This window comes from Bifidobacterium sp. N5G01 (genome assembly GCF_002742425.1).
Lineage (GTDB): Bacteria > Actinomycetota > Actinomycetes > Actinomycetales > Bifidobacteriaceae > Bifidobacterium > Bifidobacterium hominis.
In genome coordinates, this window is record NZ_NJNP01000002.1 from 1 (window position 1) to 20,280 (window position 20,280).

At 57.8% G+C, this 20,280-nt stretch carries 17 protein-coding genes and 1 pseudogene; 2 read left to right on the forward strand and 16 right to left on the reverse strand.

Translation table 11 applies throughout. From position 1 onward, the window contains the following. Nucleotides 1-304, forward strand: a pseudogene (locus CE168_RS03705) (potassium transporter TrkG); the annotation flags it as partial. An 87-nt stretch (nucleotides 305-391) separates the two neighbouring features. Continuing rightward, complete coding sequence (locus tag CE168_RS03710; RefSeq protein WP_033501112.1) at nucleotides 392-1,045, forward strand: potassium channel family protein; 654 nt, start codon at nucleotides 392-394, stop codon at nucleotides 1,043-1,045. Between the two features lie 119 nt (nucleotides 1,046-1,164). On the opposite strand, the gene CE168_RS03715 is transcribed toward CE168_RS03710, so the two are convergent. From CE168_RS03715 to pheT, 16 genes are all read right to left on the reverse strand, one after another. Further along, a complete protein-coding gene (locus CE168_RS03715; RefSeq protein ID WP_180753689.1) occupies nucleotides 1,165-1,947 on the reverse strand; it encodes a TlyA family RNA methyltransferase in 783 nt (260 codons plus the stop codon). Between the two features lie 10 nt (nucleotides 1,948-1,957). After that, nucleotides 1,958-2,983 carry an HAD-IIA family hydrolase gene (locus CE168_RS03720; protein ID WP_099571192.1) on the reverse strand — a complete coding sequence of 342 codons (1,026 nt, stop codon included), beginning with the start codon at nucleotides 2,981-2,983 and terminating at the stop codon, nucleotides 1,958-1,960. Nucleotides 2,984-2,997: 14 nt separating this feature from the next. After that, the gene (locus tag CE168_RS08995) at nucleotides 2,998-4,863 is read right to left on the reverse strand and encodes a helicase (RefSeq protein WP_180753690.1); all 1,866 of its coding nucleotides are present in this window, start codon (nucleotides 4,861-4,863) and stop codon (nucleotides 2,998-3,000) included. Nucleotides 4,864-4,946: 83 nt separating this feature from the next. Next, on the reverse strand, nucleotides 4,947-6,254 hold the full coding sequence (gene tyrS / locus CE168_RS03735; RefSeq protein ID WP_099571195.1) for a tyrosine--tRNA ligase: 1,308 nt from the start codon (nucleotides 6,252-6,254) through the stop codon (nucleotides 4,947-4,949). Nucleotides 6,255-6,356: 102 nt separating this feature from the next. Next, nucleotides 6,357-7,184: a putative ABC transporter permease gene (locus CE168_RS03740; RefSeq protein ID WP_099571487.1), complete on the reverse strand. Its 828-nt coding sequence runs from the start codon at nucleotides 7,182-7,184 to the stop codon at nucleotides 6,357-6,359. A gap of 10 nt (nucleotides 7,185-7,194) precedes the next feature. Then, a complete protein-coding gene (locus CE168_RS03745; protein WP_099571488.1) occupies nucleotides 7,195-7,689 on the reverse strand; it encodes an HD domain-containing protein in 495 nt (164 codons plus the stop codon). Between the two features lie 99 nt (nucleotides 7,690-7,788). Further along, nucleotides 7,789-9,276: an argininosuccinate lyase gene (gene argH, locus CE168_RS03750; RefSeq protein WP_022244997.1), complete on the reverse strand. Its 1,488-nt coding sequence runs from the start codon at nucleotides 9,274-9,276 to the stop codon at nucleotides 7,789-7,791. Nucleotides 9,277-9,386: 110 nt separating this feature from the next. Further along, complete coding sequence (locus CE168_RS03755) at nucleotides 9,387-10,643, reverse strand: argininosuccinate synthase (protein ID WP_003810287.1); 1,257 nt, start codon at nucleotides 10,641-10,643, stop codon at nucleotides 9,387-9,389. A 77-nt stretch (nucleotides 10,644-10,720) separates the two neighbouring features. Continuing rightward, nucleotides 10,721-11,236, reverse strand: coding sequence for an arginine repressor (gene argR / locus CE168_RS03760; RefSeq protein ID WP_004222349.1), 516 nt, complete (start codon nucleotides 11,234-11,236; stop codon nucleotides 10,721-10,723). After that, nucleotides 11,236-12,204: an ornithine carbamoyltransferase gene (gene argF, locus CE168_RS03765; protein WP_099571196.1), complete on the reverse strand. Its 969-nt coding sequence runs from the start codon at nucleotides 12,202-12,204 to the stop codon at nucleotides 11,236-11,238. Before argF ends, argR begins: the two co-directional genes overlap by 1 nt. Before the next feature lie 50 nt (nucleotides 12,205-12,254). Beyond that, a complete protein-coding gene (locus CE168_RS03770) occupies nucleotides 12,255-13,550 on the reverse strand; it encodes an acetylornithine transaminase (protein WP_099571197.1) in 1,296 nt (431 codons plus the stop codon). Then, nucleotides 13,540-14,496 (reverse strand): acetylglutamate kinase, encoded by a 957-nt coding sequence (argB, locus tag CE168_RS03775; protein ID WP_065435325.1) that lies wholly within the window; start codon nucleotides 14,494-14,496, stop codon nucleotides 13,540-13,542. The genes CE168_RS03770 and argB overlap by 11 nt, the downstream gene beginning before the upstream one ends. A gap of 10 nt (nucleotides 14,497-14,506) precedes the next feature. Next, complete coding sequence (gene argJ / locus CE168_RS03780; protein ID WP_099571198.1) at nucleotides 14,507-15,679, reverse strand: bifunctional glutamate N-acetyltransferase/amino-acid acetyltransferase ArgJ; 1,173 nt, start codon at nucleotides 15,677-15,679, stop codon at nucleotides 14,507-14,509. Further along, nucleotides 15,676-16,770 carry an N-acetyl-gamma-glutamyl-phosphate reductase gene (argC, locus tag CE168_RS03785; protein ID WP_099571199.1) on the reverse strand — a complete coding sequence of 365 codons (1,095 nt, stop codon included), beginning with the start codon at nucleotides 16,768-16,770 and terminating at the stop codon, nucleotides 15,676-15,678. Before argC ends, argJ begins: the two co-directional genes overlap by 4 nt. Before the next feature lie 146 nt (nucleotides 16,771-16,916). Continuing rightward, the gene (locus CE168_RS03790) at nucleotides 16,917-17,645 is read right to left on the reverse strand and encodes a DUF4190 domain-containing protein (RefSeq protein ID WP_180753691.1); all 729 of its coding nucleotides are present in this window, start codon (nucleotides 17,643-17,645) and stop codon (nucleotides 16,917-16,919) included. A gap of 24 nt (nucleotides 17,646-17,669) precedes the next feature. Then, nucleotides 17,670-20,279, reverse strand: a complete 2,610-nt coding sequence (pheT, locus tag CE168_RS03795; protein ID WP_099571201.1) for a phenylalanine--tRNA ligase subunit beta — start codon at nucleotides 20,277-20,279, stop codon at nucleotides 17,670-17,672. Nucleotide 20,280: the final 1 nt, after the last annotated feature.

The following is a 20,280-nucleotide window of genomic DNA, read 5'->3' on the forward strand; positions in this document are numbered from 1 at the left end:
GGCGGTTATGACCGCCGTGGCCGTAAGTACGGCATGCCTCATGCTGGTCACCGTGGTGTCGATGGCGCTGATGATCATCACCGACTGCTCGCTGTGCGACGCACTGTTCGATACCTGCTCCGCGTTCGGCCTAGGCGGCTACTCGGTGGGCGTGGCCAGTGAAAGCAGTCCCACGGTGCTATACATTCTCGCCGCCACCATGTTCATCGGGCGTCTCGGACCGCTCACCATCGCCTACGCGATTTCGCGTCCACACAATCTCGAGGCCGTCCGCTACCCCACCGAGCAGATCGTGGTCGGCTGACGATACGGCTTCATATACTTGCAGTTGCCTGCAATCACACATGAATATAGTTTTTTGAAGACGGAATTTCGAAAGGTGTATAACATCATGGCTAACAACACCAGAAGCGTTCTCGTAGTTGGTTTGGGGCGTTTCGGCAGCTCTGTGGCCACCACGCTCGACATGATGGGTCAGGATGTGCTCGCCGTCGACAAAGATGGCGAACTGGTGAACCGTTGGTCTTCGCAGATTCCCACCGTGCAGGCCGACATGACCGATGTGATGGCGTTGGAGCAAATCAACGCATCCGATTTCGACACGGCCGTCGTGGCCATCGGCGACAGCGTCGAAGCTTCCGTCATTACCGCCGGCAATCTGCTCGACGCCGGCATTTCCGACATTTGGGCCAAGTCCGTGTCGAAGGAACACGCCCGCATTTTGCAGCGCATCGGCGCACGCCACATCATCAACGCGGAAACCGATGCAGGCAAACGCGTCGGACATCTTGTGTCCGGCAACTATCTCGACTACATCGAACTTGAAGGCGCATACAACGTCGTCAAAATACATACCCCCGCACACGTGGTCGGCTACACAATCGAAGACGCTCGCGTGCATGAACGTTTCGGCATCACCGTGGTCGGTATCAAATCCCCGGGCAAGGAATTCGAATACGGTTCGAAAGAGCTCATTATGCACCGCAACGACGAGCTCATCATCATGGGCAAGCAGGATCAGATCGACCGGTTCCTACGCGGCTGACATGCTCGTTCCATATGGAAAAATCCGGAATTTCATAATCATGATTTCCGGATTTTCTTTTACTTACCTTATTTGCCTTGCTTACACTGCAGACACGGTTTTCTCAATCAGCCACTGTTTCATTGCATGACCGCGTACAGCAGATATTCGATATTGCCATGCGTGCCTTCAATGGGAGATACCGTTGTGGCGCGCACGTCAAGCCCGTTGCATTCCGCGCATGCCACGACGGATGCCAACGCCTGTTCGCGTAATTCCTGACTTTCGACAATCCCGTTTTTCCCAAGGTTGCCTTTGCCGACCTCGAACTGCGGTTTGACCAGCAGCACGATCTGCGCCTGCGGTGCGGCGATTCTTGCGATCACCGGAATCACATATGTCAGCGAAATAAACGATACGTCGGAAACAATCATTTCCGGACGATACGGCAAATCCTCCGCATACACGTCGCGAATATTGACGCCGCTCATTTCGATAATACGGTCGTCATGCGCGATTTTCGGATCCAATTGCCCATGGCCGACATCCAAAGCGATGACCTGCGCGGCATCATTGCGCAATAGCACGTCGCAGAAACCGCCGGTGGACGCGCCGATATCCAAGCAACGTAATCCTTGCGCGGAACGCAATCCGACGTCGGCGAACCGTTCGAACGCGCCGACAAGCTTGTATGCGCCACGGGAAACGTAGCCGTCTCCCCTATCGGCGGCGATGGCGTCATCGCAACAGACTTTCGTTGACGCCTTGGTGACGGTGACACCGTTCACACTGACTTTGCCGTCCGCGATCAGACGTTGCGCTTTGGAACGACTGTCGGTCAGACCTCGTTCCAACAACGCAACGTCAAGACGAACCACTTGAACGGAATCACTGTTTCGCAATGGTTTTCCAATAATCGGCATGAACTGTTCGTTAGGAAATACGGAGTTCCGGAACGATGATGCTGCTCACGTCGCGTCCGCTGTCAGCAGCGGCCCACATGGCACTGCATGCGGCACGCAACCCGTCGACGCTGGTGACGTCGGTGACATACAGACGATCGCCGTCAACACGAGCCTTCGCATCGCGGCACAGCCATGCGCCCTCATCATGCACCACTTCAGGAGCAGGCTCGTTAAGGCCGCGCAAATCCTTGGCGATGTAGGTTGGGCGAAGATGCGCCGGCGCGAACATGAGTTCGTTCGGATTAGTGACGCCGGTCAACACCGCAAGGGAATCATATCCTCCACGATTGCCCGCCTCGATATCGGTGTCAAGACGGTCTCCAATGGCGAGGCACAGTTCCTTGGCCACCGGATCGTCACCATCATGGGCTGCGAGAACGCGCGCTTCATCATACATGGCGGATTCCGGCTTGCCTGCGGACGAGACCGGTTCCACACCGGTGGCGTTGATCACCGCCATGATCATGGAACCGCATCCCGGGGCGATGCCAAGCTCGCGGGGAATGGTCAGATCACGATTGGTAACGAAATAGGTCGCGCCATGCTCGACTGCATAAGCAATCTGCGCCATCTCATTCCATGACATGTCGGGATACCAGCCTTGAATGGCGGCAACCGGCTGCTCTTCCGCACGATCGACGACCTCAAGTCCCTGCTTGGACGCTTCCTCACGCAGATGTTGGGCGCCAAGCACGAAAACCTTCGAGCCTTCAGGCACGGCACGCGCCACCATTCGTGCGGCGACAACCGACGAGGTGATGACCTGCCATGGTTCGACTTCCAGATCGAACCCTTTCAGCTGGTCCGCCACCACGGACTGCAATCTGGACGAATTGTTGGTGGTGTATTCCACCGTCATGCCCAAGGATTCGGCCTTGCGAATATTCTCGGCGGCATGTTCCACAGGGTTCTTACCACGGTAAACCACACCATCAAGATCGAGCAACGCCAGCTTGTATGTCTCACTGAGCGGCTGATTCGTGGACTTCAGCATGTGGGCCACGCACCTCACTCGTTGTCTTCGGAGGCTTCGGAAGATTCCTCGGCCTCATCTTCGGCGCTGTGGGCTTCGTTTTCCACGATTTCATCCGCTTTGTCGGCTTCGGATGGTTCAGCGTCGGCCTGAGTCGCCGGCTCGTCATCGGATTCCGCGCCAGCTTCCGCCTCCTCGGCCTCAAGCTGGGTTTCATCGCTGGTTTCGCCGTTCTCGTCGATGGCTTCGGATTCGCCTTCCTCATCCTCAGGATCTTCCGGGGCGTACTGCGCGTCATCTTCGGAAATGCCAAGCACATCCATGAGTTCGTCGTTCAGCTCCTGCATATCGTATTCGACAACAAGATCATCGGAAGTCTCATCATCCTCAACATCGGCATACTGCAGTTCGAGCTTGTCAAGCAGACGATCCAATGCGATGGCCTCATCGGTACGACCGGCCTCTTCAAGGAAGTACTGTTCGGCCTGCACCGCACGCATGCGGTATTCGCCGGCCAATCCCTTGGAACGACCCAGCGTATGCACGATCTCAATGGCCTTGTCCCACATCTTCAGATCGCCCAAGGCGCCCGCGTAAACCAGGAACATTTCAGCCTTGGCTTCGCCGCGCAGATACTTGGCGTCGTCGCTCGCTGCCACTTCGATGGCCTTCTTCGGCTCGCCCATGCCACGCTCGCAGTCGGCGATGAACGGCAGGTAATCCAGGAAACCGTTCATGCGGAACGCGGTACGGAACTCGCGTAGTGCAAGCTTATAATCACCCTGACGGTATGCCACGAAGGCGAGCGTCTCACGAGCAAAATCAATGCGGGAAGCCTGACGCGCCACCCACTTGGCGTGTTCGAGAGCCAGTTCCGGATTGCTTTCCTCAAGCGTGTATGCGGCAAGAATGTGCAGACCGATGTTCTCCGCGTGCTCCTTCGACAGTCCACGCAGGCGTTCACGATCGTCGGTGGTGAGCATGCGCCATTCGATACCCTTCGGCATCTTCGGCTCGTCAGGACGACGATGCGTATATGGATTCTGAGAGGGGAAGCTCACCGTACCATCGGAATTGCGGCGTGGCTTGGCCATATACTCGCCACGCTTCTCCTCGCGGTAAGCCATCTTCTCTTCGCGGGTGAACTCGCGGCGTTCCTCACCCTGCTGCTGGTTACGATCCTTGTGGAAGTCGCGGCGCTGGTCGTCACGATGGAAGTCCTTACGATCGCCATCACGGAAATTACGGCGGCCGCCGTCACGACGATCATTGCCACGATGGTCATCGCGGCGGAAGTTGCGGCGCTGGTCGTCACGATGGAAGTCCTTACGATCGCCATCACGACGATCGTCACGATGGAAGTCACGACGCTCGCCATCACGGTAGTTGCGGCGTTCACCGTCACGACGGAAGTCCCTACGTTCACCGTCACGATGGAAATCTCTGCGATCGTTGTCGCGGCGGAAGTTGTGGCGATCGCCGTCACGATGGAAGTCCTTACGATCGCCATCACGACGATCGTCACGACGGAAACCGGAACGCTCGCCATCGCGCTGATAGCGCGGATTGTCTCCACGACCGCCACGATAACCGCGATGATCGTCGCGACGCTCGCCGTCACGGTTGAACTTGCGTGGACCGTTATGGAAGCGGCGCTCCTGACCTTCCCCCTCACCATCACGACGGAAATCGCGGTCGCGGTGGAAATTGCCGCCATTGCCCTTGCGGTATCCGCCCTTATGGTCGTCGTTGTGGAAGCCGCCGGACTTGTGGCCGTAGGACTTGCCGCCATTGCCACGCGGCTTGAATCCCTTGCCGCCGCGATTGCCCGGCCTGCCCGAGCCGTAGGACTTGTGGTTGCCGTAGGACTTGCCGCGCGATCCGCGCTGTTCTTCTGCCATGCTGTTCCTTATATTCCTTGTATTTTTTGAGGGTGGTCTTCGTTTGTTCTTTGCTTACGCTTGTTTGCGCCGTTCGCGATCGCTTACGCGTTTTCGACGACGCCGAGGGCCTTCTTGCCGCGACGAATCAATGCGAAACGGCCATGCAGGAAGTCGTTTTCGTTGAGGATCTGCTCTTCGTCTTCAACACGGGCGTTGTTCAGATACACGCCGCCGGCCTTGATCGTCTTGCGCGCTTCGGAAATCGACTTGAACAGTCCGGCCTTCATGCCGGCTTCCGCCACACGGTCGCCCACCGCAGCCTTGGCGAACTCGCCGTCGATCTTCACGCCGTCAAGAGCGGCTTCAAGCGTGGACTCGTCAATGCCTGCAAGATCGCCGCCACGGCCGAACAACGCGCCGGCGGCCTCAATGGCCTGTCGGGTGGCTTCCTCACCATGCACCAGGCTGGTGACCTCCCAAGCCAAGGTGCGTTGCGCCTCGCGTGCGCCCGGATTGGTCTTGCTTTCCTCCACAAGACGTTCGATCTCCGCCTTCGGCAGGAACGTGAACACCTTCAGCAGGTTCTCCATCTCGCTGTCGGGGCGGTTGAACCAGAACTGGTAGAACTTGTACGGGCTCAGCATAGTGCCATCAAGCCAGACGGCGTTACCTTCGGACTTGCCGAACTTCTTGCCTTGAGCGTCGGTGATGATCGGACTGGTGAACACGTTCACATCCGCGCCACGTACCTTGTGGATCAGGTCAAGACCGGACGTGAGGTTGCCCCACTGGTCGGATCCGCCAAGCTCCAGCACGCACTGGTATTCGTCGAACAGATGCAGGAAGTCGTTGCCCTGCAGCACCTGATAGCTGAACTCGGTGAAGGAAATGCCCTCTTCAGAATTCAGTCGACGGGCAACGGTGTCTTTGGCAAGCATGGTGCCTAAACGGAAGTTCTTGCCGACGTCACGCAGGAAATCGATGACGTTCATGGAGGCGGTCCAATCATAGTTGGATACGAAACGAACCGGATTGCTGCCTTCCACTTCGAGAATGCCGCCGATCTGCGCCTTCAGACGCTCGGCCCAACCAGCCACGACATCCTTCGGGTTCAACGTGCGTTCGCCCGACTGGCGCGGATCGCCGATCAAACCGGTGGCGCCGCCGACCAAAGCAATCGGATGATGACCCGCAGCCTGAAGATGGCGCATATTGATCAGCTGCACCAGATTGCCGATATGCAGGGAAGCTGCGGTCGGATCAAAACCGCAATAATAGGAAATGGGATCTCCATTCAACGCTTCGGCGAGTCGATCCCTGTCAGTGGACTGGGAAATCAACCCGCGCCATTCCAGTTCATCGAGGACGGACTCGAAACCGGCCTCCTTGAAATCGATGACGTGAGCCATAGCTGTGCTTTCTCCCTATTGAATTGCGGATGATACTGCGTTTTACGCATCCTACAGTTTCGCAGAAGATGAAGACAGCCACACTCGGCGTTTTTCGTGGAATTATTTGATGTCGGCATTATTGTGCGATTGCCTGCGACGCAGCATTTCACGTACGGTTTCGATGATCTTGCTGTATTTGGTGGAATCCGTGGAGCGCAAACGCGGGAACGCACTGATCATACGACGCTGCTGTCTGTTCAAAATGGAAGTTGCAGTGGCCTGCATGTTGGCAAGAGCCTCAAACGCCTCCTGGGAGGATTCCGACAGGCCTTGGAACGTACCACGGAATTTATCTCGGAAAGCATCCCTACCCCATTGCAACGAGTCGCCGGCCTTTTCCGCATATGTTTGGACGGTTTCGCTGAACTTCGCAAGATTGTCGGCAAGATCGATGACGCCAAGCACTGTGATGACGGTATCTGTAATAACGATCACAGCGAAAATCGCACACATCCAATGCACGGCCGGCAAAGGAATCATCCGTGTTATACGTTCCACCACCGGCTGGGTGACGTCAGTGATGATCACGCCCGCAAAGCCGAACACCACGGCTCCCAGTAGGCAGATTCGCCCCTGAATGTTGAACCGGTAGTGGCTGTAGTCCCACCATCGGGCGTGGAACAGCTTTTCCATACCCCAAGAGGTAACGTATTCGAGCGTGCATGCGCCAAACGACGAAATGAAGAAAATCACCACGGGGTTATGCAGATCGCGCAACAGCACAATCGCCAAAACCGCGCCGCAACCGTAGATCGGACAAAGCGGACCGTTGAGGAAACCTCGGTTCACCCAACGATGTTCCGAAATGGATACCAGAATCGACTCGTACACCCATCCGACAAATGCATACAGCAGGAACCATAAAAACAGGTATTCCAATGCAATCATGCCATGCATTTCACTTTCCACTCTCCGGATTGCCAAGCGCCGGCTTGTTGAAACGGTCCAGAGAAAACGTCTCCTGCGTGGCGCTGATCTTGTCAGCCACAGTCACCAGATATCCTTCGATATACCTTGGTGGGCAAGGCGTCAGCGGGAACATATGGTTTTCGATGCTGTCGCGTTCCACACGATTGAGGCGGAAATCGCGCATGGCATTGCGCATGGCGGTGCCACCATGAGTGAAACCATGCATGCGATGCACACCATCGTCCCACTCGTGCCAATCATAAAGAAAATAATCATGCAGCAAAGCGGCGCGAATCAGCGAACGCAAATCCACCCTATGCCATAAGTGCAGCCTGTCTGCGATCCATACGGCCAGACAGGCCACACGGATGGAATGCGCGAATGTGGTGACCACGCCATGCTGGTAGCATTCTCTCTCGATCCGCATATGTTCATGGTTAAGGATTTCCCGCCCGTGAATACGGACAAGATGTTGTATCTGCATGCGTGTCAGCAGCACCGCTTTGCCTTGCCTATTCGATTGGTGTCGATTGGTTTTCGTTTCGTCGACTTCGGAATCGTTTGTTTGGGATCCGATTAAAGCTCACTTGAGCAATGATTCCGGCGTCTTGTATGCAGGGCCATCGCTGACGGAGTTCGCGAACGCGCGCAGCTGTTCGATGGCGGTTTTCGCGGAAACGATCTGCTCGCGCACGCGCAGCGGAGACGTGCCTCCCTTGCCGTTACGGGCGGAAACCGAACCTTCGGTGGACAACACCTCACGCACTTCAGGTGCCTTGTCGGCCGGAAGGAATTCCTTGAAGACCTCGACGAAGTCATCGTCGGTCAAATCCCAAAGTTCCTGACCACGGTCTTCGGCGATCTTCACGCATGCGCCAGAAAGCTCATGCGCATGACGGAACGGCACGCCATTCTTGACGAGCCATTCAGCGATGTCGGTGGCAAGGGCGAAGCCGGTCGGAGCTTCCGCTTCGAGGCGCTCCTTGTTGAAGACCATGGTGCCGACCATACCGGTGAAGGCCGGAAGAAGCACTTCCAACGTGTCGACCTGGTCGAACACCGCTTCCTTGTCTTCCTGCAGATCACGCGCATAAGCGGTAGGCAGGCCCTTTAGCGTAGTGAGCAGACCAGCCAGATCGCCGATGAGACGGCCGGACTTGCCTCGTGCGAGTTCCGCGATATCCGGGTTCTTCTTCTGTGGCATGATGGACGAGCCGGTGGAATAGGCGTCATCAAGGCGCACGAACGCGAATTCCTGGGTGTTCCAAATGATGATCTCTTCAGACAGTCGGCTGATGTCGACGCCCGCCATGGCTGCGATGAATGCAAATTCGGCGACCAGATCACGGCTGGCGGTGCCGTCGATGGAGTTCGCGGTCACCTTGGAGAAACCGAGCTCGCGGGCCACGGCCACCGGCTCCAAGCCGAGAGTGTTGCCGGCGAGGGCGCCGGAACCATACGGGCTGGCGTCGATGCGCTTATCCCAATCGGCAAGACGTTCCACGTCGCGCAGCAACGGCCACACGTGGGCCATGAGCTGGTGTGCGAGCAGCACCGGCTGGGCGTGCTGCATGTGGGTGCGGCCCGGCATGACGGTGCGTCCGGCCTTTTCGGCCTGTTCGGTCAGTGTGGCTGCGAGACCAAGCAGCATTTTGGCGATGACGCGACTGTGGCGGCGGAGCCACATGCGAATCAGCGCGGCGATCTGATCGTTGCGGGATCGACCGGCGCGAAGCTTGCCTCCAAGCTCATCTCCGGCGATCTGAAGCAGCCCACGTTCCAATGCGGTGGCCTCGTCCTCATCGTCTTCGATCGGAGCGAACGCACCGGAGTCCACACGGCGCTGCAGTTCGTCGAGAGCGTCTTCCATACGCTGCAATTCATCGGCGGTCAACAGTCCTGCACGTCCAAGCGCACGGGCATGGGCACGTGAGCCTGCGATGTCGTCATCGGCAAGACGCCAATCGAATTGGGTGGACTTGCTTAGTCGCGCGAGTTCCGGAGACGGGCCGGACTTGAAACGGCCGCCCCACAGGGCGAGGTGTTCACCATTGGTTGTGCTCTCGGTCATTGTTACTTCATTCTCCTTGCAGATATGACTGAGGGAGAGAATACCAGTCAGGATGGTCCTAACGGTACGCTCTCCCCCATTATCGAGACGATTCAGCGTAAAAAACTCGCTTACTCGACGCTGTTTTCCGGAACCTCGATGCCATTGCCGAACTTGACGTCGCGGGCTGCGGCCACACGGCTCGGCAGACCATAGATGTCGATGAAGCCGTTGGACGACTTCTGATCGAAGCTATCACCGGAATCGTAAGTGGCCAGATTGTAGTCATACAGCGAGGTGTCAGAACGACGACCGGTCACGACGGCGCGCCCACCGTGCAGGATCATGCGGATTTCGCCGGAAACGTACTTCTGGGTGTCTTCGATGAAGGCGTTCAGGGACTGCGTTGCCGGGGAGAACCACTGCGCATCGTAGACGAGTTCGGCCCAGCGCTTGTCGATATCGCGCTTGATGCGGTGCTGCTCGCGCTCGAGGCAGCAGTTTTCGAGTTCCTGGTGGGCGGTGATCAGTGCGATAGCGCCCGGAGCCTCGTACAGCTCGCGGGACTTGATGCCGACCAGACGGTCCTCAATCAGATCGATACGTCCGATGCCCTGTGCACCTGCGCGACGGTTCATCTCTTCGATAGCCTGCAGCGGGGTGACGTCATGACCGTCGATCTTGACAGGGATGCCCTGCTTGAATTCGATGACGACCTCATCTTCGACCGGCGGGAATGCCGGATCATCGGTGTAGGAATAGCAGTCCTTGGTCGGGCCGTTCCACGGATCCTCGAGGAAGCCGGTTTCGATGGCACGGCCCCACACGTTCTGGTCGATGGAGAACGGGCTCTTCTCGGTCTGCACAATCGGAAGCTTGTGCTCCTTGGCGAAGGCGATTTCGACGTCGCGGGTCAACGACAGGTCGCGGATCGGGCTGATGGCCTTCAACGTCGGGTCGATGGAAGAGATGGACACCTCGAAACGAACCTGATCGTTACCCTTGCCGGTGCAGCCATGGGAAATGGTGTCAGCACCAAACTGGTGTGCGGCACGTACAAGATGCTTGGAGATGAGTGGACGGGAAATGGCGGAAACCAGCGGATACACGCCTTCGTACAGCGCATTGGCCTTCAATGCCTTCATGCAGTATTCATTGGCGAATTCGTCACGGGCGTCGACCACGTAGGCTTCGACGGCGCCGCAGGCAAGCGCGCGCTGCTTGATGGTTTCGAGGCTTTCGCCACCCTGACCGACGTCGAGGGACACGGCCACGACATCCTTGCCGGTGCGTTCCTTTAGGTATGAGATGGCGACGGAGGTATCCAGACCACCGGAATATGCCAAGACGAGACGATTCTGATCGCTCATGGTTTCCCTTTCTAACATCAAACGTTATTCATCAGTATATGCAATGCTCTGTATATTTATGCATATACGGTGCGTCGCGTCCACTATACGGCTATTCAGCCTTTGGACACGACGTCCAACAGCCATTGCGCACGCTGTTTCGCATAATCGTCATCGGCGCAGATCACCATGACGGTATCGTCCCCGGCAATGGTGCCGAGCACGCCATCGATGGGCTGCTTGTCGATCACACTTGCCACATACTGGGCCGCGCCAGACGGCGTGTGGACCACCACCAGATTCCTAGCCGCCGCGACCGAAGTGACCAGTCCCGAAAGCACACGATTCATCTGTTGTTCCGTTTTTGCATCAGGATTGGCCGACGCGCTTTCCTCCGGCTGTCTGCCCAGCGCATAGGCCACGGTTCCGTCAGCCAAACGGGTTTTGGTGGCATGGATCTCGTCAAGATCGCGGCTCAAGGTGGCCTGGGTCACTTCGATGCCCTGATCCGCGAGAATCTGGGACAGCTGCGACTGCGAGGTGACGATGCGCGTCAGCAACGCCTGCTCGATGGCGCTCAATCGAGCGGCCCGTGTGGCAGGACGTTGCAGCGCAGGTGTTTGGTCCGTCATCAGGCCAGCAGGCTTTCATCGCCGCGGGTCTTGCCGGTAAGCCAAGTCAGCAGTGCCTTCTGCGCATGCAGACGGTTGCCGGCCTCGTCCCACACCACGGACTGTGGTCCGTCGATGACTTCGGAGGTGACTTCCTTGCCACGGTATGCCGGCAGGCAATGCTGGAAGATAGCGTCTTCCTTGGCATAAGACATGAGTTCGGCGTTCACCTGATAATCCCAGAACGGCTTGGAACGGATGGCGTATTCCGATTCTTCGCCCATGGAAACCCATGTATCGGTGAACACACAGTCGGCACCGGCGACCGCTTCCTTCGGATCGGTGGTCACCAACACGGAACCGCCGGTTTCGGATGCGATGGCTTCGGCATCGGCAACGATCTGCGGATCCGGCAGATAGCCGTTCGGCCCTGCGACACGCACGTTCATGCCGGCCACGGCGCCACCAAGCAGATAGGAGTTCGACATGTTGTTGGCCGCGTCGCCGAGGTAGGCGATGGTCTGGTTTTTCAGATTGTCGACGCCACCACGATGTTCTGCGATAGTCTGGAAGTCGGCAAGAATCTGGCAGGGATGGAATTCATCCGTCAGAGCGTTCACCACCGGATGGGTGGAATACTTGGCCATTTCCTCCACACGATCCTGGCCAAAGGTGCGCCACACCACGCCATAGGCCATGCGGTCAAGCACGCGTGCGGTGTCGGCGACCGGTTCGCCACGGCCAAGCTGGGAGCCGGACTTGTCGATGACCAGCGGATAGCCGCCCAGTTCGGCAACGCCAATGGAGAAGCTGGAACGGGTTCGGGTACTCGGCTTGTCGAAGATCACCGCGATGCCCTGCGGGCCGGCGAATGGCTGATGGTAGAAACGATCGTTGTGGAATTTGATGGCGAGTTCGAGAACCTGCTTCTGTTCTTCATGGTTGAGATCGTCATCGCGCAACATGTGGCGCAATTCAGGAGTTGCCATTGTTGGCTCCTTTCAAAAGAGTTTCAGTTCGTTGTGATTGCCGGCTATGTTCAGTCGTTGGGAAGATTCGCGGGGATCTTCGCGAGGATGGAGATGGCCTGATCAATATCCTGTTCAGTCACCACCAGCGGAGGAACAAGACGAAGCGCATCTGGCGCCACCGCGTTGACGATCAAGCCGTGCTCCAACGCCCAATTCATCGCCGCATGCGCACATGGATGGACAAGTTCGACCGCATCGAGCAAGCCACGTCCACGCACGGAGACGAAAAGCGGATTGCCGCAAGCCATGATGCCGTCACGCAATTGCTGGCCACGCGCCTCGGCGTTGGACACAAGGCCGTCTTCCTCAATGGTTTCCAACGTGGCCATCGCGGCGGCCGCTCCGAGCGGATTGCCCGCAAAGGTGGAGCCGTGGGAGCCTGGGGTGAACAGTGCGGAAAGCTTGGCGCCGAAGGAGATCATGCCACCCATCGGGAAACCGCCTGCAACGCCCTTGGCGAAGGTTACGATATCCGGAACCACTCCGCCCGAGAGATCCTCACGCTGGAACGCGAACCAGGATCCGGTACGCCCGATACCCGTCTGGACCTCATCGATGATGAGCAGCGCGTTGTTGTCGTCGCACATCTGACGGGCCTTCTTCACATAGCCGGCCCCAAGCGGACGCACGCCAGCCTCACCTTGGATCAGTTCCATGATGACGGCGGCGACAGGTCCCTTGCCGTATTTGCCGGGACCGGTTTCGGCAAACGCGTCATGCAATGCGGCCTCGTCACCAGCTTCGACGAATTCGATATTGGGAACCAGCGGCTCGAACGCTTCTCGGATGGAGGGCTTCCACGTTGCGGACAGCGCGCCCATGGTACGCCCATGGAAGCCGTGGGTCATGGCGATGATACGTGCCGGCTTCCCGCCAATGGCAGGCGATGCGCCCGGCAAGGTGCGTCCATACAGTTTGGCAAGCTTCAATGCCGCCTCGTTGCCTTCCGCTCCGGAGTTGCCGAAATACACATGAGATCCCTCGGGAGCGTCCGCAAGCTCAATGAGCTTCGACGCCAGTTTGATCTGCGGCTCCGTGGCGAAGTAGTTGCTCACATGGGCGGCTTTGGCGGCCTGCTCGCTGACGGCCTTCACCCATTTCGGGTGGGCGTAGCCGAGTGCGTTCACCGCAATGCCCGCAAGGAAGTCGAGGTATTCATTGCCATCGACGTCCCAGACATGCGCGCCTTCTCCGTGGTCCATAACGCGAAGCGGCGTGCCGAACACGTTCATGTGCACTCGGGAGTACTTCCCCAGCCACTTGGCGTCCTCACTGCCGAGGTTTTCCAATTGTTCAGTTGCCATACGAGCTCCTCATTTCAATACCGTCTTCGGGAACGACCATGGTTCCGATGCCATCTGTGGTGAAAATCTCATTCAGGATGGAATGCGGCTTGCGTCCGTCGATGATATGGGCGCGAGGCACACCTCCGTCGATGGCCCTGACGCAGGCCTCCATCTTGGGACGCATGCCGCTTTCCAAATCCGGCAGCATATCGCGTAGGTTCTCCACGCCGATGCGTCCGATCAAAGAGTCCTTGTCTGGCCAATCGGCGTACAAGCCATCCACATCAGTCAACACGACCAGCTTGCTGGCTCCAAGGGCGGCCGCAAGCGCCGCAGCCGCGGAATCGGCGTTCACATTCAACACTTCGGTAGCATCATCCTCATTTGGAGCCACCGAGGAAACAACAGGAATGCGTCCGGCATTGATCAGATCCTCAACCGCGGATGCGTCGACGCTCACCACGTCGCCGACCAAACCAATATCGGTTGGAGAGCCATTGATGATCGGCTTGCGCTGCATGGCGGAAAAGAGCGCACCATCCTCGCCGGAAAGACCGACTGCGAACGGGCCATGGGCGTTGATCAATCCGACAAGTTCACGGGAAACCTTGCCCGTCAAAACCATACGCACCACATCCATGGCCTCCGGCGTGGTGACCCTCAGACCTCCCTTGAATTCCGACTTAATGCCCAAAGCCTTAAGCATGTGCGAGATCTGCGGGCCTCCGCCATGCACCACAACCGGATGCAAGCCGACCTGTCGCAGAAAAACCATATCTTCAGCGAAACAGGCTTTGAGATGATCGTCGATCATCGCATTGCCGCCATATTTGATGACGATGCGCTGTCCGGCGAATTCCTCAAGCCATGGCAGTGCCTCAATCAGCACTTCCGCCTTTTGGTCGGCGCGCAAATCGGTATGCACGTCAAAATGGAATCCAGGTCCTTTGAGTTCCTTGGTCATTACCGTTCAATCAGCTTTCGTAATCTGCATTAATGTGTACGTATTCGTGGGTCAAATCGTCGGTCCAGACAGTTGCTTCCGCATTTCCCGCATGCAAATCTATGTCGATGTGCACCTCGCGCGGAGTCATGTCGACTTCGGATCGGTCGCGTCCGGCTCCGCCGTTCTCACAGATACGCACGCCATTGACATCAACCGTGACTTTAGTGGAATCGTATGGCGCGACTTCCGGCGGCACGGTGCCCAACGAGCTGACGATACGTCCCCAATTCGGGTCATTGCCGGAAATGGCGCATTTAAGCAGGTTGGACGCGGCCACCGCACGACCGCAGGCAAGCGCCGCATCCTCCGTGGTGGCGCCGATCACCTTGACACGGATGTCGTGGCTCGCGCCTTCGCCATCGCCGATGATCTGGCGTGCCAGAGACGCCGTGGCCTGCGCAACGAGATCGTTGAATTCGTCCGGATCGGGTTCGATGCCCGAAGCGCCGGATGCGAGCAGGAGCACCGTATCGTTGGTGGACATGCATCCATCCACATCGATGCGGTTGAACGACATCTCCACTCCGGCATTCAATGCCGCCTGCAACTGGCCGGCGCTCACCACGGCATCCGTAGTGATGACGCACAGCATGGTGGCCAACTGCGGGGCAATCATGCCCGACCCCTTGACCATACCTCCGATATGGAAGCCGTTGGAGCCTTCCAACTCAACGGTTTTCGGCTTGGTGTCGGTGGTCATGATGGCATGGGACGCATCCGCACCGGCCTGAGCGGTATCGGCAAGGGCCGCGAACGCTTTGTCTGCGCCAGAAAGCACATGGTCAAGAGGCAGAAGCTCACCGATCAGGCCCGTGGAGCAGACCGCGATATCACTGTCTTTGGCACCTACAAGCGCCGCGACCTTTTGGGCCGTGGCCTTGGACTGCTCATATCCCGGCTGGCCGGTGCATGCGTTTGCGCCTCCGGAATTAAGGATGACGGCTTTCACATGACCGTCGGCCACGATCTTGCGCGTCCACTGCACGGGAGCTGCGCAGAAACGGTTCGAAGTGAACACTCCGGCAGCCATATCCAGCGGACCGTTATTGACCACAAGAGCCAGATCCTTCTTACCTTCGACTGCGGAAATACCGGCTTCCACGCCAGCCGCGGAAAAACCTTGCGCAAACGTTACGCTCATGGCGCCACTCCAATCTTTGTCAGTCCTGCATCTTCAGGAAGTCCCAGTGCTACATTCAACGACTGCACCGCTTGTCCGGCCGTGCCACGGTTGAGGTTGTCAATTGCCGCGAAGGCCAGCAAACGACTTGCCTTGCGGTCGACGGCCACCTGAATATGGGCCGCGTTCGATCCGATGATGTTGGCGGTGGCCGGCATAACGCCTTCAGGCAAAACAATCATGAAATCCTGATCCGCATATGCGTCAGCCCAAACCTGCCTGATTTCAGCATCCGACATGCTCAATGCTTTATCGGTTAGTTTAGCGGAAACCGAGGCAAGAATGCCACGGGCCATTGGCGCAAGAATAGGAGTGAATCCCAGCGTGAACTCATTTGCCGCAGCTGCGTTCTTTCCTGCAGCATGGGCGAAGTTCTGCAAAATCTCAGGAATATGACGATGAGTGCCGCCGACAGAATACGGTAATGCGGAACCGAATGCCTCAGCTGCAAGCAAATTGACGCGCTTCAGATTCTTCCCTGCGCCGGAGTAGCCGACCACCAGATCGGCAACAATATCCGTCGGCTCAACAAGCCCTTGGGCAATGCCCGGCTGCAGCGCCAATGTGGTTGCGGTCACATTGCATCCCGGACCGGCAATACGCGTGGTTCCTGGAATCACTTCACGTTGGCGCCGGTAAGAACCATCTTCGGATATGCCGGTAATAAGCTCAGGCATGCCGTAAGTCCAGTGCTCATAGAAGTCACCGCCGTAGAACTCATCCCATGCGGTTTTTTCCTCAAGCCTATGGTCGGCCCCCAAGTCCACCACCACGGCATTCGGATCAAGCTGCGAGGCCAATGCGCCGGATGCCCCATGAGGCAGAGCAAGAATGATGACATCGTGCCCATTAAGAACTTCCGGAGTGGTGTCTTCCACCACAAGGTCGGCAAGTTGCGGAATATGCGGCATATGCTTGCCAAGCTTGTCCCCAACGGACGAATGCCCGGTCACGCACGTCACTTCGAAATATGGATGGGCCGCGAGGATACGGAGGGCCTCGCCTCCCGCATATCCGGTCGCGCCGGCCACGGCTACTGTGTATTTGGCCATAGTCACGTCTCTTTTCATTGACTCACTGAAAACACATTCAGCATACACTTTATGCACTATATTGCATAATTATGCATTCGTTTCGTGTCGCATAGTGGTCATTGCGTGACTATGACGATTATCAGAAGACAAGGAAACACGCCGAATCAGGCGGTGATTGACTCGTCTCCTTGGCCTGATCCCGCACCGCCAAGCATGTACTGCAAGGTCTCGTTATACAGGTCGGCGACGGATAGTCCATGCATCGCCAACCAAATCACGGCCAAAGTATACAGCACGTTGATGATCACCGCGGCGAGAGCCAAGCCATGCCCTTTCATGTGGAGCTTCTTGGTGCGCCACATCGAGATTGCGCCGACCAACGCAGGAAGGACCGGCACCGGCATCAGCACGGCAAACACGAGAGACATGATCGCATAGGCATCCCAATGGCCGTATGCGGGATTCTGCCGGGGATCGTTGAGATCCAGATTCGGCAGATAGGGCATATTGCCCTGCTGTGGATATTGGTTCGGATCATACGGATTTGACCCATACGGATTGGCGCCGTATGGATTCTGTTGTCCGTTCGCATTGTACGGAGGCATTGGCTGCTGCCCGTTTGGAGGGTATTGCCCCGTTTGATATTGCATATTCTGCTGCTGGACGGCATCCACAGGTTGCGGTTCAGGTTCAGGCGCGCCATACACGTACGGATCGTAGCCGGCTGGCAGCTGACTGCTCATCGCGCCATATTCGGGTTGGTTGATTTGACCATACTCCGGCTGTGAAGGCGCAGCGGCACCAGAAGATGACGAAACCGGAGCAGCATCAGCCGTCTCCTGACGTTCGTCGGTGTTGTTCGGCTGATACTGTTCCGGTTCGTTCATAATCATCCTCTGTTCTTGGGAAGGTCGAGATCAGGCGCGCAGCTGCGCACCCAGTTTGGACGCTTCATCCACAATACGCTTGCGGATAGCTTCGCTGTCTTCGGAGGCGAGAGTCTTATCCGAAGCACGGAATGTGACCGCGTAGGCCAAGGACTTCTCTCCTTCGCCCAGCTGGTCGCCGGTGTACACATCGAACAGCTCAATGCTTTCAAGACTGTTTCCGGCGGCTTCGACGATGACCTGCTTGAGTTCAGCGGCCGTAACGTCGGTGGACACCGTGAAAGCCAGATCCTGTTTGACCGGCGGGAAGGTGGAAATCGGCTTGGCCTGCACCGGCTTGCCGCTCAACGTGGCGAACAGCGCGGTCAAATCCAATTCGAAGGCCGCGGAATGGGCAGGGAAGCCCAACGCCTCGTTGACATGCGGGTGAAGCTCGCCGACCATGCCGACGAATACGTCACCGGCCATCACGCGGGCTGCACGGCCCGGATGCCATTGTGCCGACACATCTTCAGCCTTCGGCTGATCCAGTGTGAGAGCTGCGCCAATACGGTCGGAGATGCGCTGCACCGCCTCGACGGCGTCAGACCAATCCACTGCGCGGCGGTCGCCCAGCCAACCGGAGTCAACGGCGTTGCCGGTCAGAATGCCAGCAACGTGCATCGGCTGTTCCGGAAGACCGGCATCAAGCGCGGCAAGCTGCTCGTCCGTCGGCTTGACGGCACCCGGCAGCGCCGGAATCGCCGGAGCGTTCGGATTCCACAGATACACGTGGCCAATCTCATACAGCGACACATTCTCCACACCGCGACGCAGATTGCGCTGAACGGTCTGTGCCAGCGTTGGAATAATGTCACGACGCAGGAACGGACGATCACCGGCGAGCGGGTTGGCGATCTCCACGCTGATGTTCTTCGTCTCAGCGGCGTCCAACGCGAAGTTCTTGTAATCCTCATCGCCGACGAATGGATAGCTCAACGTTTCCACCATGCCGTATTCGGCAAGTTCATCGGCAACCTGACGCTTACGCAGCTGCTCAGCAGTCAGACCGACCCTGCCTTCGACCGGTGCCGGCGGCACGGTGACGGGAATCTCGTCATATCCGACAAGACGTGCCACTTCCTCAACCAGATCGCACGGCTCGTTCAAGTCGGGGCGCCAACTCGGAGGCACCACGGAAAACTCGCCGTTGCCGCCTCCTGCGACAGAGCAACCGATATCGGTAAGAATGTCGCTGATGGTGTTCACGTCCGTATCAAGTCCTGCCACACGAGCCACTTCCGAAGCTTTGAACAGGATCGGACGGCGGTTAGAGACGGTATTGAAGTCGGTCGGGTGCTCGCTCGGCTCGCCATTGCCGTACTTGACCATCAGTTCGGCCGCCATCTGGGCGGCTGCCGGCTGCAGCTGGTCGTCCACACCGCGTTCGAAACGACGGGAGGCTTCGGACGGAATCTTGTGACGGCGTGCGGAACGCGCGATCGACACCTGATCGAAGTGCGCGGATTCCAGCAGGATGTTCTTGGTCTCAGCGGTAACCTCGCCGTACAGACCACCCATGACGCCGGCGATGCCGAGCACACGGGAACCGCGCTCACCGTTCGGGGAATCGGTGATCAGCAGATCTTCGATGCTCAGATCATGGTCCTTGCCATCCAGTGTGGTGAGTTTCTCACCCTCATTGGCGCGGCGCACCACAATCGGTCCTTCGATCTTATCCAGATCGTAGGCGTGCATCGGCTGTCCCAAGTCGAGCATCACATAGTTGGTGATGTCTACAGCCAAGGAGATGGAACGCATGCCTGCACGGGCCAGACGGCGACGCATCCAGTTCGGCGTATGGCTGGCCGGATCGAAGCCCTTGACCGCGCGAGCGTAATAGCGATCGCATCCGACCACACCGTGAATCGGATTATTGTCGTCGACGATCACTTCGATATCGGTCTTGGTGCCTTCCGGCAGACCCTTAGTGATCGGCGCCTTCTCATTCAGAGCGACAGCAGGATCAGTGTAGGCGGCACCGGTGGAATGATGGTATTCGCGAGACACGCCACGGTATGAGAACGCGTAGCCGCGATCCGGAGTGATGTTGATTTCCAGCAGCGGCTCATCCAAGTGCAGCAGGTGCATGGCGTCGTCGCCCGGCTGGAGCTTCTCATACTCTTCCGGGGTGAAGCCGTACTTGCGCAACAGGATGATGCCATCATGGTTATCGCCCAAACCAAGCTCACGCTCGGAAGCGCACATTCCGTTGGAGATATGACCGTAGGTCTTGCGCGGCTCGATCTTAAAATCGCCCGGAAGCACAGCGCCGGGAAGCGTCACGACGACCTTCTCGCCTGCGGCCATGTTCGGAGCGCCGCAGATGATGCCGCGCGGCACCTTGTTGCCGTTCTCATCGGTTTCGTTGTATTCGTCACCGACGTCGACATGGCACCAGTTGATGATCTTGCCGTTCTTCTGCGGTTCCGGAGTGGCATCGACCACGTAGCCGACGACGATCGGACCAACCAGCTGGGAGGTGTGAATCTCTTCCTCTTCGAGACCGACCTTCACCAGATCCTTGGCAAGCTGTTCGTACGTAAGGCCTTCCGGAACCTCGACGTGGTCCTTGAGCCAATCAATGTCAACCATTGGCATG

What these genes read in the sequence shown, in the direction of transcription:
- CE168_RS03710 (WP_033501112.1), top strand. Translation starts at nt 392, where the DNA reads ATGGCTAACAACACCAGAAGCGTTCTCGTAGTTGGTTTGGGGCGTTTC.
- CE168_RS03715 (WP_180753689.1), bottom strand. Translation starts at nt 1,947, where the DNA reads ATGCCGATTATTGGAAAACCATTGCGAAACAGTGATTCCGTTCAAGTG.
- CE168_RS03720 (WP_099571192.1), bottom strand. Translation starts at nt 2,983, where the DNA reads ATGCTGAAGTCCACGAATCAGCCGCTCAGTGAGACATACAAGCTGGCG.
- CE168_RS08995 (WP_180753690.1), bottom strand. Translation starts at nt 4,863, where the DNA reads ATGGCAGAAGAACAGCGCGGATCGCGCGGCAAGTCCTACGGCAACCAC.
- tyrS (WP_099571195.1), bottom strand. Translation starts at nt 6,254, where the DNA reads ATGGCTCACGTCATCGATTTCAAGGAGGCCGGTTTCGAGTCCGTCCTC.
- CE168_RS03740 (WP_099571487.1), bottom strand. Translation starts at nt 7,184, where the DNA reads ATGATTGCATTGGAATACCTGTTTTTATGGTTCCTGCTGTATGCATTT.
- CE168_RS03745 (WP_099571488.1), bottom strand. Translation starts at nt 7,689, where the DNA reads ATGCAGATACAACATCTTGTCCGTATTCACGGGCGGGAAATCCTTAAC.
- argH (WP_022244997.1), bottom strand. Translation starts at nt 9,276, where the DNA reads ATGACCGAGAGCACAACCAATGGTGAACACCTCGCCCTGTGGGGCGGC.
- CE168_RS03755 (WP_003810287.1), bottom strand. Translation starts at nt 10,643, where the DNA reads ATGTTAGAAAGGGAAACCATGAGCGATCAGAATCGTCTCGTCTTGGCA.
- argR (WP_004222349.1), bottom strand. Translation starts at nt 11,236, where the DNA reads ATGACGGACCAAACACCTGCGCTGCAACGTCCTGCCACACGGGCCGCT.
- argF (WP_099571196.1), bottom strand. Translation starts at nt 12,204, where the DNA reads ATGGCAACTCCTGAATTGCGCCACATGTTGCGCGATGACGATCTCAAC.
- CE168_RS03770 (WP_099571197.1), bottom strand. Translation starts at nt 13,550, where the DNA reads ATGGCAACTGAACAATTGGAAAACCTCGGCAGTGAGGACGCCAAGTGG.
- argB (WP_065435325.1), bottom strand. Translation starts at nt 14,496, where the DNA reads ATGACCAAGGAACTCAAAGGACCTGGATTCCATTTTGACGTGCATACC.
- argJ (WP_099571198.1), bottom strand. Translation starts at nt 15,679, where the DNA reads ATGAGCGTAACGTTTGCGCAAGGTTTTTCCGCGGCTGGCGTGGAAGCC.
- argC (WP_099571199.1), bottom strand. Translation starts at nt 16,770, where the DNA reads ATGGCCAAATACACAGTAGCCGTGGCCGGCGCGACCGGATATGCGGGA.
- CE168_RS03790 (WP_180753691.1), bottom strand. Translation starts at nt 17,645, where the DNA reads ATGATTATGAACGAACCGGAACAGTATCAGCCGAACAACACCGACGAA.
- pheT (WP_099571201.1), bottom strand. Translation starts at nt 20,279, where the DNA reads ATGCCAATGGTTGACATTGATTGGCTCAAGGACCACGTCGAGGTTCCG.